General features: G+C 63.4%; 11 protein-coding genes. 8 read left to right on the plus strand and 3 right to left on the minus strand.

Features of this window, described 5'->3' with window-relative positions; translation table 11 throughout:
• Window positions 1-4 precede the first annotated feature (4 nt).
• From U8330_RS18990 to U8330_RS19000, 3 genes are all read right to left on the minus strand, one after another.
• Window positions 5-616 (minus strand): alpha-ketoglutarate-dependent dioxygenase AlkB, encoded by a 612-nt coding sequence (locus U8330_RS18990; RefSeq protein ID WP_323106808.1) that lies wholly within the window; start codon window positions 614-616, stop codon window positions 5-7.
• A gap of 3 nt (window positions 617-619) precedes the next feature.
• The gene (gene arfB / locus U8330_RS18995; protein WP_323106811.1) at window positions 620-1,054 is read right to left on the minus strand and encodes an alternative ribosome rescue aminoacyl-tRNA hydrolase ArfB; all 435 of its coding nucleotides are present in this window, start codon (window positions 1,052-1,054) and stop codon (window positions 620-622) included.
• A gap of 125 nt (window positions 1,055-1,179) precedes the next feature.
• The gene (locus tag U8330_RS19000) at window positions 1,180-2,790 is read right to left on the minus strand and encodes a phosphoenolpyruvate carboxykinase (RefSeq protein WP_323106812.1); all 1,611 of its coding nucleotides are present in this window, start codon (window positions 2,788-2,790) and stop codon (window positions 1,180-1,182) included.
• 337 nt (window positions 2,791-3,127) lie between these two features.
• Here U8330_RS19000 and U8330_RS19005 point away from each other — a divergent pair, with 337 nt between their 5' ends.
• The 8 genes from U8330_RS19005 (at window position 3,128) to tsaE (ending at window position 12,837) form a co-directional block, all read left to right on the plus strand.
• Complete coding sequence (locus U8330_RS19005) at window positions 3,128-3,859, plus strand: response regulator transcription factor (protein WP_323106814.1); 732 nt, start codon at window positions 3,128-3,130, stop codon at window positions 3,857-3,859.
• A 22-nt stretch (window positions 3,860-3,881) separates the two neighbouring features.
• Window positions 3,882-5,657 carry a sensor histidine kinase gene (locus U8330_RS19010; protein ID WP_323107367.1) on the plus strand — a complete coding sequence of 592 codons (1,776 nt, stop codon included), beginning with the start codon at window positions 3,882-3,884 and terminating at the stop codon, window positions 5,655-5,657.
• A complete protein-coding gene (locus U8330_RS19015; RefSeq protein ID WP_323106815.1) occupies window positions 5,654-6,106 on the plus strand; it encodes an HPr kinase/phosphatase C-terminal domain-containing protein in 453 nt (150 codons plus the stop codon). Before U8330_RS19010 ends, U8330_RS19015 begins: the two co-directional genes overlap by 4 nt.
• 160 nt (window positions 6,107-6,266) lie before the next feature.
• Window positions 6,267-6,668, plus strand: a complete 402-nt coding sequence (locus U8330_RS19020; RefSeq protein WP_323106816.1) for a PTS sugar transporter subunit IIA — start codon at window positions 6,267-6,269, stop codon at window positions 6,666-6,668.
• A gap of 11 nt (window positions 6,669-6,679) precedes the next feature.
• On the plus strand, window positions 6,680-6,952 hold the full coding sequence (locus U8330_RS19025) for an HPr family phosphocarrier protein (protein WP_323106817.1): 273 nt from the start codon (window positions 6,680-6,682) through the stop codon (window positions 6,950-6,952).
• A gap of 140 nt (window positions 6,953-7,092) precedes the next feature.
• The gene (gene ahcY, locus U8330_RS19030) at window positions 7,093-8,493 is read left to right on the plus strand and encodes an adenosylhomocysteinase (RefSeq protein ID WP_323106818.1); all 1,401 of its coding nucleotides are present in this window, start codon (window positions 7,093-7,095) and stop codon (window positions 8,491-8,493) included.
• Window positions 8,494-8,821: 328 nt separating this feature from the next.
• The gene (locus U8330_RS19035) at window positions 8,822-11,335 is read left to right on the plus strand and encodes a sensor histidine kinase (RefSeq protein ID WP_323106819.1); all 2,514 of its coding nucleotides are present in this window, start codon (window positions 8,822-8,824) and stop codon (window positions 11,333-11,335) included.
• On the plus strand, window positions 11,332-12,837 hold the full coding sequence (gene tsaE, locus U8330_RS19040; RefSeq protein ID WP_323106820.1) for a tRNA (adenosine(37)-N6)-threonylcarbamoyltransferase complex ATPase subunit type 1 TsaE: 1,506 nt from the start codon (window positions 11,332-11,334) through the stop codon (window positions 12,835-12,837). The genes U8330_RS19035 and tsaE overlap by 4 nt, the downstream gene beginning before the upstream one ends.
• Window positions 12,838-12,860 lie beyond the last annotated feature (23 nt).

Consider the following 12,860-nt stretch of genomic DNA (forward strand, 5'->3'; position numbering starts at 1 on the left):
AGGCCTAGATGGTCACGCGTCGCAGGGTCAGGTTGATGCGACCACCGTTCTTGAGCAGCGTCGAGGTGGCTGGGTAGATCCGGTCGACCCCGTGAAAGGCCATGCGGCTATCGCCGCCAAGAACGACGACGTCGCCGCTCGCCAGTTTCAGCGACAGGGTGCGGTCCTTGCGGTCCTGTCCGCCAAGACGGAAGAGGCAGGTGTTGCCGAGCGACAGCGAGAGAACCGGTGTTTCGTGATCCGCCTCGTCCTTGTCCTGGTGCAGGCCCATCCGTGCTGTATCGCTGTAGAAATTGACGAGGCAGGCTTCGGGTGGCTTCGAGGTGGCGAGCAGGCTCTGCCAGAGAGCCAGGAGAGATGGCGGGATCGGCGGCCAGGCCGCGCCGGTGACCGGGTGGGTCGGCTGGTAGCGATAGCCCTGCGTGCGGTCCGTGACCCAGCCGAGCGCGCCGCAATTGGTCATGCGCACGGAGAGCGGCTGGCCGGTTCGTGGCATTTCCGGCGTGTAGAGTGGCGCGGCGGCAACGACGGCACGGATCTCCTCCACCAGAGCCTCCTGGGCGGCGCGATCGAGAAAGCCGGGCAGATGGCGGAAGCCCTTGGGCAGCACCTGCATCCCCTAGTCTCCCTCCGGCCGGCCGCGCATGCGCTTGATCGCGCCGCGCCCGCTTTTCTCTTTCAGGCGGCGCTCGACGGAGCCGCGGGTCGGCTTGGTCTTCCGCCGCGGCGGCGGTGGCGGAAGTGCGGCTTCGAGGATCAGGGCTTTCAGCCGTTCGCGCGCATCCTCGCGGTTGCGCTCCTGGCTGCGGAAGCGGCTCGCCTCGATCATCAGCACGCCCTCCTTCGAGACCTTCCTGCCGGCCAAGCGGATGGCCGCGTCGCGGATACGCTCGGGCAGCGAGGGCGATGTGGCGATGGGAAAGAAGAGCTGGACGGCGGTGGCGACCTTGTTGACGTTCTGCCCGCCCGGACCGCCGGCAAGCACGAACTGCTCGGTCAGCTCCCAGCCGGCAATCACGATCCGATCATTGATGGGGAGGGGGTCGCTTGCCATGGTCGGACTGCCTTTCGTCACCGTCTATCCCATGGGGAGACGGCCAAGGGCAAGATGCCGCCGGACGACAGGACCGGGCCGCAGACGCCCGCGGCCGGGCTGAACGGCGGTCGGCGACCCGGCGCCTATTCGGCCGCGAGCGCCAAACCAGGCGCGGCATCGCGTACGCCGCCATCCACATGGTTCTCGAACTTCGTGAAGTTGGCGACGAACATGTGGGCAAGCTTGCGGGCCTGCGCGTCATAGGCAGCAGGATTGGCCCAGGTGGAGCGGGGATCGAGGATCGACGAATCGACCCCCTCGACGGCGACCGGGACCTCGAAGCCGAAATGCGGATCGGTTCGCATGTGGGCGCTTGCCAGCGAGCCATCGAGTGCCGCGGACAAGAGGGCCCGCGTCGCCTTGATCGGCATACGGCGGCCTGTCCCGTAGGCGCCTCCTGTCCAGCCGGTGTTGACCAGATAGCAGGTGACTCCATGGCGCGCGATGAGAGCGCGCAGCAGATTGCCGTATTCGCTGGGATGACGGGGCATGAAGGGCGCGCCAAAGCAGGTGGAGAAGGTCGCCTCCGGTTCGGTGACGCCCTTTTCCGTGCCGGCCACCTTGGCGGTATAGCCGGACAGGAAATGGTACATGGCCTGATCGGCGGTGAGACGGGCGATCGGCGGCATGACGCCGAAGGCATCGGCCGTCAGCATGATGATCGTCTTCGGATGCCCGGCCGCACCGGTCTCGCTGGCATTGGGAATGAAGTTCAGCGGATAGGCGCAGCGCGTGTTCTCGGTCAGCGATCCATCGTTGAAATCCGGCACGCGATTGTCATCGAGCACGACATTTTCGAGCACGGTGCCGAAGCGACGCGTGGTTGCGTAAATCTCCGGCTCGGCTTCGGCCGACAGGCGGATGGTCTTGGCGTAGCAGCCGCCCTCGAAGTTGAAGATGCCTTCCGCACCCCAGCCATGCTCGTCGTCGCCGATCAGCGTGCGCCTGGGGTCGGCCGAAAGCGTGGTCTTGCCGGTGCCCGACAGGCCGAAGAACACGGCCGCATCTCCCTCCGGCCCGACATTGGCCGAGCAATGCATGGGCATGACGCCCTTTTCCGGCAGCAGATAGTTGAGCGCCGTGAAGACCGACTTCTTCATCTCGCCGGCATAGGAAGTGCCGCCAATCAGCACGAGGCCATTGACGAGATCGCAGGCGATCACCGTTTCGCTGCGGCAGCCGTGCCGCGCGGGATCGGCGCGAAAATGCGGCAGGTCGATGATGGTGAGCTTCGGCTGGAAGTCTGCCAGGGTCGCCCGCTCAGGACGGATCAAGAGGTTGCGGATGAAGAGCGAATGCCAGGCAAATTCGGTGATGACGCGGGTCGGCAGTGCGTTGTCGCGATCCGCGCCACCGATCAGGTCCTGAACATAGAGCGAGCGGCCGCGGGCATGCTCCATCATGTCGAGACGCAGAGCCTCGAAATGATCAGGGGACATCGCCTTGTTGTTGTCCCACCAGATCTGCCCGTCCGTGGTCGCGTCACGCACCACGAACTTGTCCTTGGCCGAGCGGCCGGTGTGCTGCCCGGTCAGGGCCCGCAAGGCGCCATCGGCGGTCAGTTGAGCCTCGCCGAGACGCAGCGCCTCCTCGTAGAGTTCGGCCGGCAGCAGGTTGTAACGCACCGCGGCCAGGTCGGTGAAACCCAGAGAATGCAGCTCGAGAGCCTGATTGCGAATGCCAATTTCCTTCATGCGCTGCCGTCCCTTTCCGTCCCTGCCGTTGTTTGGCAAGCCGACCATGACAGCAGTTTCGAGAAACCACAAGCAGCGAATCTTTAAAAGCACAATGATATCAGTGTATTAATCGATTTAAACAAAAACTTTCTTTTCTAAATCGTTTTAATTGGCCTTTTGAGCTGGTGCTTTTTGCCCTTCACGGCGCAGACAGGACTCGTGCAGCGCGGCGTCGATTTCGCTTCGCCACAATTTGTTCCACCTTTATACTCCAGAACGCGCCCGGTTCGGCAGGTCCTCATGCCACCCATTGCCTTGAGGTCGGAGGCGCAAGCGAATGACGGAGCGAATGACGATGCAGACGATTGCCCTTGTAGACGACGACCGCAACATCCTGACCTCGGTCTCGATTGCGCTGGAGGCGGAAGGCTACAAGGTCGAAACCTACACCGATGGCGCCTCCGCACTGGACGGATTGCTGGCACGCCCGCCGCAGCTTGCCATCTTCGATATCAAGATGCCGCGCATGGATGGCATGGAGCTGCTGCGCCGCCTGCGGCAGAAGTCCGACATCCCCGTCATCTTCCTCACGTCCAAGGATGAAGAGATCGACGAGCTGTTCGGCTTGAAGATGGGTGCCGATGACTTCATCACCAAGCCTTTCTCCCAGCGACTGCTGGTCGAGCGGGTCAAGGCGATCCTGCGCCGCTCCGCCAATCGCGAGGCCGCGGCCCAGGCCAGTGCCTCAGGCGCACCCAAGACCAAGGACGATGTGCAGGCCCGTTCGCTGGAACGCGGCCAGCTGGCCATGGACCAGGAGCGCCACACCTGCACCTGGAAGAACGAGCCGGTGACGCTGACCGTCACCGAGTTCCTCATCCTTCATTCGCTGGCCCAGCGCCCGGGCGTGGTCAAGAGCCGCGATGCGCTGATGGATGCCGCCTATGATGAACAGGTCTATGTGGACGACCGCACCATCGACAGCCACATCAAGCGGCTGCGCAAGAAGTTCAAGATGGTGGACAACGACTTCGACATGATCGAAACGCTTTATGGCGTGGGCTATCGCTTCCGCGAAACAGCGTGAAGCCACGGACCGGACGGGCGTGATCGACAGATCAGGACAGAGCGACGCCGAAGACAACGAAGGGCGTGTGGCCGGCGGCCGGCGGTGGGTGCATCCGTTCACCATCATCCGGCGCCTGTTCGGCAATGCCGTGTTTTCGAGCCTGACGCGGCGCATCCTGTTTTTCAACCTGGTCGCGCTGGTCGTTCTGGTCGGCGGCATCATGTACCTCAACCAGTTCCGCGAGGGGCTGATCGATGCCCGTGTCGAGAGCCTTCTGACCCAGGGTGAAATTATCGCAGGCGCGATTGCGGCCTCCGCCTCGGTCGATACCAACTCCATCACCATCGACCCGGAGAAGCTGCTCGAGCTGCAGGCCGGCCAGAGCATCACGCCGTTGCCGCGCGACGAGGATCTCGAATTCCCGATCACCCAGGAGCGGGTGGCCCCCGTTCTGCGGCGGCTGATCTCGCCCACACGCACCCGCGCCCGCCTCTTCGATGCCGATGCCGATCTGCTGCTCGATTCCCGCCATCTTTATACCGGCGGCCAGGTGCTGCGCTTCGATCTTCCGCCGATCGAGCCGGACGACCCGTCGATGACCAACCGGGTTGCGACCTGGTTCAATCGCATGCTGCAGCCAAGCAATCTCCCGCTTTACAAGGAGCCGCCGGGCGGCAACGGCTCGATCTATCCGGAGGTGATGAATGCGCTGACCGGCGTGCGCGGCGCCGTGGTGCGCGTGACCGAACAGGGCGAGCTGATCGTCTCCGTCGCCGTTCCCGTGCAGCGTTTCCGCGCCGTGCTCGGCGTGCTGCTGCTCTCCACCCAGGCCGGCGATATCGACAAGATCGTCCATGCCGAGCGCCTGGCGATCATTCGTGTCTTCGGGGTGGCCGCGCTGGTCAACGTCATCCTGTCGCTGCTTCTTTCCAGCACCATCGCCAATCCGCTGCGCCGGCTTTCCGCCGCGGCCATCCGCGTGCGCCGCGGCGGTGCGAAGGAGCGGGAGGAAATCCCCGATTTCTCCTCCCGTCAGGACGAGATCGGCAACCTGTCCGTTGCCCTTCGCGAAATGACCGGTGCGCTTTACGACCGGATCGCCGCGATCGAGAATTTTGCCGCCGATGTCAGCCACGAGCTGAAGAATCCGCTGACCTCGCTGCGCAGCGCGGTCGAGACCCTGCCGCTTGCCCGCACCGAGGAGTCCAAGCAGCGGCTGCTCGACGTCATCCAGCATGATGTGCGCCGACTGGACCGGCTGATCAGCGATATCTCGGATGCCTCGCGGCTCGATGCCGAACTGGCCCGTAGCGACGCGCAGGTGGTCGATCTCGAAAAGCTGCTCGGCGACCTCGTTGAAATCTCCCGCCAGATCCGCAACAAGAAGAAGTCCGTTCTCCTGAATTTCGTGGTCGATCGGAAGGATCCGAAGACGCGTTTCGACGTGAACGGCTATGAGCTGCGGATCGGCCAGATCATCACCAACCTGATCGAGAATGCCCGCTCCTTCGTTCCGGAAGACGGCGGGCGCATTGTGGTCCGGCTGACGCGGCGCAAGCACAGCTGCCTGGTCTTCGTCGAAGACAATGGCCCCGGGATCCAGGCCGAAGACATCGACCGGATCTTCGAACGCTTCTACACCGACCGGCCGGAGGGCGAGGATTTCGGTCAGAATTCCGGTCTCGGTCTGTCGATCTCGCGCCAGATCGCCGAAGCCCATGGCGGCACGCTGAAGGCCGAGAACATGACCGACAAGGACGGCGGCATCAGTGGTGCGCGCTTCATCCTGTCCCTGCCGGTCGAGACGGCGGCGTGACCGCGCCCACCATTCATGCAACCGCCATCGTCATCGGGACGACCGGTGTTCTTTTCGTCGGCGCGTCGGGAAGCGGCAAAAGCAGCACGGCGCTCGCCTGCATCTGCGCCGCCCGGCAGCGCGGGCTCTTCGCGTCCCTGGTCGCCGATGACCGCGTGGTCGTGACACGGGCGGGCAGCAGCCTGATTGCCCGAGCGCCACACGCGATCAAGGGCCTTGCGGAGCTGCGCGGTTTTGGCATCATTCCCGTCACGCCGCTTGCCGCGGCCCGGCTTTCCCTTGCCATCCGCCCTCTCTTGCCGCCCTTCGGCGAACGGATGGCGCCTGAGGAGGAAGTGTTTCCGGTCGCCGGAGCGAGCCTGCCGCTTGCGGTTCTGCCGCTGCTCCACGGGGTAGAACCCCTGGATCTCCTGCTTGCGATCATGCCGCTGAAATGCTCCGAAAGCTGATCACAGCTGCCTGGATTTTGCTCAATCCGCCGTGTATTTGGGATTTTTAACTTGCGCTTGCGCGTTTCCTCGCCAAGATGGCCGCCCCGACGGTGGACGAAATTGCTGCGTTGCGGTATTCGGTCAGGCGGTCTGGAAATGGGATTGGAGCAGGAACATCATGATCGGACTTGTGCTTGTCACGCACGGCAAGCTCGCTGACGAGTTTCGGCTCGCGCTCGAACATGTGGTCGGGCCGCAGAAGTTCATCGAAACCGTCTGCATCGGTCCGGAGGACGACATGGACCAGCGCCGCCAGGATATTCTGGAGGCCGTGCTGGCCGCCAATGAGGGCAGCGGCGTCATCATCCTCACCGATATGTTCGGCGGCACGCCGTCCAATCTCGCCATTTCCGTCATGCAGAGCGGCACGGTCGAAGTGATTGCCGGCGTCAATCTGCCCATGCTGATCAAGCTCGCCGGCGTGCGGGGCGAAAGCGACATGGACAAGGCGCTCGCCGAAGCCTCCGAAGCGGGGCGAAAATACATCAACGTCGCCAGCCGCGTTCTCAGCGGCAAGTAAAGCAAAGCTTCATGAGCGTTTCGCGCGAACTCCAGATCATCAACAAGCGCGGTCTGCATGCCCGCGCTTCAGCCAAATTCGTCCAGACCGTGGATGGCTTCGATGCCGAAGTGTCGGTGACGAAGGATGGCATGACCGTCGGCGGGCTGTCGATCATGGGTTTGATGATGCTCGCGGCCAGTACCGGCAGTTCCATCTCCGTCACGTGCTCTGGCCGGCAGGCCGAAGAAGCGCTCGACGCGCTCGACGCCCTCGTGCGCGACCGGTTCGGCGAAGAGATGTGATCGCATAAACATATAAAGACCTCTTTATGTGCTGATTGCCAGCGGCGGCGGGATCTGCTAGAAGACCCCGATCGTCGCAACCTGTCCGGTTGCGGCCGCGCCGCCCGGTTTGCGGCCGCGCCACTCTCAGCGGAGACTCCATGAGCACCTTCAACGACTATCTGGTGGCCGATATCGGCCTGGCCGACTTCGGCCGCAAGGAAATCACCATCGCCGAAACGGAAATGCCGGGGCTGATGTCCTGCCGCAGCGAATTCGGCGAAGCCAAGCCGCTGAAGGGCGCGCGCATCACCGGTTCCCTGCACATGACCATCCAGACGGCGGTGCTGATCGAGACGCTGGTGGCGCTTGGTGCCGAGGTGCGATGGGCATCCTGCAACATCTTCTCGACCCAGGATCACGCAGCGGCCGCCATCGCCGCAGCCGGAATCCCGGTCTTTGCCGTCAAGGGGGAAACGCTCGAGGAATATTGGACCTATACCGACCGGATCTTCCAGTGGACCGATGGCGGCCTCTCCAACATGATCCTCGATGACGGCGGCGATGCCACCATGTACATCCTGCTCGGCGCCCGCGCCGAGGCGGGCGAGGACGTGCTGTCCAATCCCGGGTCCGAGGAGGAAGAGATTCTCTTCGCACAGATCAAGAAGCGCCTTGCTGAAACCCCCGGCTTCTTCACCAAGCAGCGCGATGCGATCAAGGGTGTGACGGAAGAGACCACCACCGGTGTCAATCGTCTCTACCAGCTGCATGCCAAGGGCCTGCTGCCCTTCCCGGCGATCAACGTCAACGACAGCGTGACGAAGTCGAAGTTCGACAACAAATATGGCTGCAAGGAATCGCTCGTCGATGGCATCCGACGCGGCACCGATGTGATGATGGCCGGCAAGGTGGCGGTCGTCTGCGGCTATGGCGATGTCGGCAAGGGCTCGGCTGCCTCGCTCGCCGGCGCCGGCGCGCGCGTGAAGGTCACCGAAGTCGACCCGATCTGCGCCCTGCAGGCCGCCATGGATGGGTATGAGGTCGTGACGCTCGAGGACGTGGTCAAGACCGCGGATATCTTCATCACCACCACCGGCAACCGCGACGTGATCCGCATGGACCATATGCGCGAGATGAAGGACATGGCGATCGTCGGCAATATCGGCCACTTCGACAACGAGATCCAGGTTTCCGCGCTCCGGAACCTGAAGTGGACGAACATCAAGCCGCAGGTGGACATGGTCGAGTTCCCCAAGGGCAACCGCATGATCCTTCTGTCGGAAGGCCGGTTGCTCAACCTCGGCAATGCCACGGGCCACCCCTCCTTCGTCATGTCCGCCTCCTTCACCAACCAGGTGCTGGCGCAGATGGAGCTGTTCACCAAGTCGAACCAGTATGAGAAAAAAGTTCACGTGCTGCCGAAGCACCTCGACGAGAAGGTCGCGCGCCTGCATCTCGAGAAGCTCGGCGTGAAACTGACGACGCTGTCGGACGAGCAGGCCTCCTACATCGGCGTCACGCCGCAGGGCCCCTTCAAGGCGGATCACTACCGCTACTAAGTTGATCCGGCCTCAAGCCTGAAAGACCGCCGCGTATCCGAAAACCGGATGCGCGGCTTCTTTTTGTGTTCCGCTTTGCGACACTTCAGCGAAGCGTTAAGCTTACGGCCATCGATTCGTGAACGCCGATGCGGCACAACGGCGTTCTGGACGGTGAGCTCGGACAAGGGCGTGCGTGTGGCGACGTTGCGTAAGCGGCGGGCAAGCCACGCCGTCTATGCCGGTCCGACGGCGAAGGGGTGCCCGTCTTCAAGACGGTGCTCCGACTGTGCGTGAAGGGCGTCGAATGACGCCTTTTCGAGGCCGTGCAACGGGGACAGGCGCATTCATGACCAGAGCTTCTTCACGCGCGCGCGACGGCGAACTTGGCCCCGCGCGATCCGAAACCAGAAGCCGGCTCGGCCGTTTTCCCACCCTCGTTTCCCGTCTCACGGCCAGCTCGGCGCTGCTGGCCGCCGGTCCGGCACTTGCCGCCGACAGTGCGGCTGCCGCCTTCTTCCGCTCCTCAGAGATCATTGCCTTTTCGGTTCTGACCGGCGCCATCTCTGCCGCCATGATTTCGGCCGTCTGGCTGATCCGCCAGCGCGGCTCGGTTGAATCGGACAATCGCGACCTCAAGGCCGCCCTCTCCGACGCCAAGCAACGGATCGCCCGCTTCCAGGCCCTGCTGACCGACAAGAACCGCCGGATCGTCGTGTGGGACGGGCCGACGGAAAAGCCGGAATTCCTCGGCCAGCTGACGCCGGACTGCGGTGTTCCGGTCGAGGATCGCGACTTTCTGGCTTTCGGCCGCTGGCTTACGCCCGCCTCCGCGGCCGAGCTGGAACGCGCGATCGATCGGTTGCGCAGCTCCGCGGAAAGCTTCGACCTGATCGTCGAGACCAACCGCAACGCCATTCTCGAAACACAGGGCCGCGTTTCCGGCGGCCGCGCCTTCGTGCGCTTCGTGGCGCTCGCGAATTTGCGAGAGGATCTGGCGACGCTGACGCTGGAGCGCGATCGGTTGCGCACCACCATCACCACGCTGCAGGCCTTGCTGGATTCGATCGACATGCCCGTGTGGCAGCGCGATCCGCACGGTGCGCTGACCTGGGTCAATGAGGCCTATCGCGATGCGGTCGAGGCCGCGACGCTTCCCCTCGTCCTGAGCGAGCGCCGTGAACTCTTCTCCACCGTCGCCCGCGAAAAGATGAAGGCCGGCGCCACCTATGATTCAGCCTTCCGCGAGACGCTCTCCACCGTCGTTCACGGCGAACGAACCTTCTTCGACGTAGTGGACGCCAAAAGTGCTGCAGGCTCCGCTGGCATTGCCATCGACGTCAGCGGCATCGAGTTGGTGCGCGAAGAGCTCAAGCGCACGCTGAAGAGCCATGCCGAGACGCTCGATCATCTTGGCACGCCGGTTGCAACCTTCGACGGTGCGCAGCGTCTGGAGTTCTACAACCAGGCTTTCCAGCGTCTCTGGAAGCTCGAGACGGCGTTTCTCGAGCGTCATCCGGGCAATGGCGAAATCTTCGACCGGTTGCGCGAGGCCGGCCAGCTGCATGAGCCGCAGAACTGGAAGCAGTGGAAGGACAATGCCTTGTCCGTTTACCAGGAGATCGACACGCAAAGCGACCTCTGGCATCTGCCGAACGGGCAGACGCTCCGTGTCTTTGCCACAGCCCGCCCGCAAGGCGGCGCGACCTGGGTGTTCGAAAACTTGACCGAACATGTGGATCTGGAAACGCGCTACAACACCTTGGTGCAGACGCAGGGCGTCACCATCGATCATCTGTCCGAAGGCGTTGCCGTGTTCGGGGCGGATGGACGCATTACCCTGTCCAACCCCGCCTTCCGCGCCCTGTGGAACGTGACGGAAGAAGAGGTGAAGCCCGGCACGCACATCCGTGCCGTCGAGCAGATCTGCGCCGCCTCCTATGACCGGGCGGATGGCTGGAAGCATTTCTCCAGCGTCATCACCTCCTTCGATGACGAACGCCCTTCGAGCCGCGGCATGCTGGAACTTCGCACCGGCCTGATCCTCGACTTTGCCGTGATTCCCCTGCCCAATGCCCAGACCATGCTGACTTTCGTCGATATCACCGACAGTGTCCGCGTCGAGCGCGCGCTGACGGAGAAGAACGAGGCATTGCGCATGGCGGACGCGCTGAAGAACGATTTCGTCCAGCATGTTTCCTACGAATTGCGCTCGCCCCTCACCAACATCATCGGCTTCGCCGATCTCTTGAAGACCCCGGCCTTCGGTGCCTTGAGCGAGCGCCAGGCCGAATATGTCGATCACATCGCCTCGTCTTCCGCCCTGCTTCTCACCATCGTCAACGATATTCTCGATCTCGCGACCGTGGATGCCGGCATCATCCAGCTGGATTTCAGCGAGATCGACCTCAGCGATTTCCTCGACGAGGTCTCCCGCCAGATGGCGGAGCGTCTGCATGAAAGCAATGTGACGCTGCGGATCGACGCGCCCGAAACCCTCGGCCTCTTCGTCGCGGATCGGCAGCGGCTCAAGCAGATCTTCATCAAACTTCTGACCAACGCCGCCAATTTCTCACCAGAAGGCGGCGTGATCGATCTGGTCTGCAGCCGGACACCGACCGAATTCGTCTTCACCGTCTCCGATCGCGGGCCCGGCATTCCCGACGAGGTGCTGAAGACCGTGTTCCACCGCTTCGAAAGCCATGGACAGCGCGGCGGCGCCGGGCTTGGTCTCTCGATCGTCGAAAGTTTCGTCAGCCTGCACCATGGGACCGTGAAGATCTTCAGCCGCGAGGGTGAAGGAACGGATGTGATCTGCCGCATCCCGAACGGCGAAATCCCCAAGGCTGCCGCTGCGGAATGAGCGCCTCTCCTGCCCCGTCCTTCGAAATTGCCCTGCCCGACGAGGCAGCCTCTCTGCAGCTTGGCGAAGATCTCGCGCTTGCCGTGAAGCCCGGCGATACGCTTCTGCTCCAGGGCGATCTCGGTGCCGGCAAGTCGACGCTCGCACGCGCGCTGATCCGCGCCATGGCAGACGATCCCGATCTCGAGGTGCCGAGCCCGACCTTCACGCTCGTGCAGAGCTATGAGCTCAGGATACCAGTCGCCCATTTCGACCTTTATCGGCTGGGCGATCCGGACGAACTTGTCGAGCTGGGGCTGGACGAGCTTTCGCACACCGGCATCTGCCTCATCGAATGGCCGGAACGCGCCGAGGGACGGCTGCCGAAGCGCGCCGCCACGCTGGATTTTGCTCAGGAGGGCGAGGGCCGTCGGCTGACGGTTTCCGGCGACCCAGCGATTCTCCAGCGCTTGACCCGCAGTCTCGAGATTCGCGCCTTTCTGGACCGTGCCGGTCTGGTCGGCGCGACGCGCCGCCATTTGACGGGAGACGCTTCTGTTCGCGGCTATGAGCGGATCCGCATCACGGGCGAAGCGGATCGCGTGCTCATGGATTCACCGCGCGCCAAGCCAGGCCCGATCCTCGAAGACGGCCTGTACTATCAGCAGCTCGCTCATATCGCCGAAGATATCCGCGCCTTTGTCGGCATCGACCTCGAACTCGCGAGCCGGGGGTTTGCCGTGCCGGGCATCGAGGCGGATGCGTATGATCAGGGACTGCTGCTGGTCGAGGAACTGGGCCGGGACGGCATCCTGGATGGCGCAGGCCGCCCGATCGAGGATCGTTATCACGCCGTGGCCGAAGTCCTGGCGGCTCTCCATGCCCAACCCTTTCGACGGAGCATTCCCCTGCCGGACGGAACGCAGCACGAGATCCCGGATTTCGACCGCAGGGCGATGAAGATCGAGATCCGGCTGCTGCTCGACTGGTATCTGCCCCATGCCCGCGGCACGCCGGCCGGCGAGGAAGAGCGGGCTTCCTACTCCGCCGTCTGGGACCAGCTGATCGACAGGATCTCCGATGGCGAGACGAACCTGCTGCTGCGCGACGTACATTCGCCGAATATTCTCTGGCGCCCGGACAAGACCGGGATCGACCGCGTCGGCCTGATCGACTTCCAGGATGCGATGATCGGCCCGACGGCCTATGATCTCGCCTCTCTCATCCAGGATGCCCGGGTCGACATCGCACCGGAGATGAGCGACCGCCTGTGCGACGCCTATATCGCAGCACGCCGACGCCTCGGACCCTTCGACGAGGTGACGTTCCGCCGCGATCTGCATGTCATGGAAGCGCAGCGCAACTGCAAGCTTCTCGGCATCTGGGTGCGCCTGAAGGATCGGGACGGGAAGCCGGGGTACATGCAGCACATGCCGCGCACGATGGAGTACCTGGAGCGCGCGCTTGCCCATCCGGCGCTTGCCCCCTTGCATGGCTGGTTGAGACAGGTTCGAATCCTCTAGGGCGAATCACTTCCGGTTCGCCG

Source organism: Rhizobium sp. CC-YZS058 (assembly GCF_034720595.1).
Classification (GTDB): domain Bacteria; phylum Pseudomonadota; class Alphaproteobacteria; order Rhizobiales; family Rhizobiaceae; genus Ferranicluibacter.

What these genes read in the sequence shown, in the direction of transcription:
- U8330_RS18990 (WP_323106808.1), bottom strand. Translation starts at nt 616, where the DNA reads ATGCAGGTGCTGCCCAAGGGCTTCCGCCATCTGCCCGGCTTTCTCGAT.
- arfB (WP_323106811.1), bottom strand. Translation starts at nt 1,054, where the DNA reads ATGGCAAGCGACCCCCTCCCCATCAATGATCGGATCGTGATTGCCGGC.
- U8330_RS19000 (WP_323106812.1), bottom strand. Translation starts at nt 2,790, where the DNA reads ATGAAGGAAATTGGCATTCGCAATCAGGCTCTCGAGCTGCATTCTCTG.
- U8330_RS19005 (WP_323106814.1), top strand. Translation starts at nt 3,128, where the DNA reads ATGCAGACGATTGCCCTTGTAGACGACGACCGCAACATCCTGACCTCG.
- U8330_RS19020 (WP_323106816.1), top strand. Translation starts at nt 6,267, where the DNA reads ATGATCGGACTTGTGCTTGTCACGCACGGCAAGCTCGCTGACGAGTTT.
- U8330_RS19025 (WP_323106817.1), top strand. Translation starts at nt 6,680, where the DNA reads ATGAGCGTTTCGCGCGAACTCCAGATCATCAACAAGCGCGGTCTGCAT.
- ahcY (WP_323106818.1), top strand. Translation starts at nt 7,093, where the DNA reads ATGAGCACCTTCAACGACTATCTGGTGGCCGATATCGGCCTGGCCGAC.
- U8330_RS19035 (WP_323106819.1), top strand. Translation starts at nt 8,822, where the DNA reads ATGACCAGAGCTTCTTCACGCGCGCGCGACGGCGAACTTGGCCCCGCG.
- tsaE (WP_323106820.1), top strand. Translation starts at nt 11,332, where the DNA reads ATGAGCGCCTCTCCTGCCCCGTCCTTCGAAATTGCCCTGCCCGACGAG.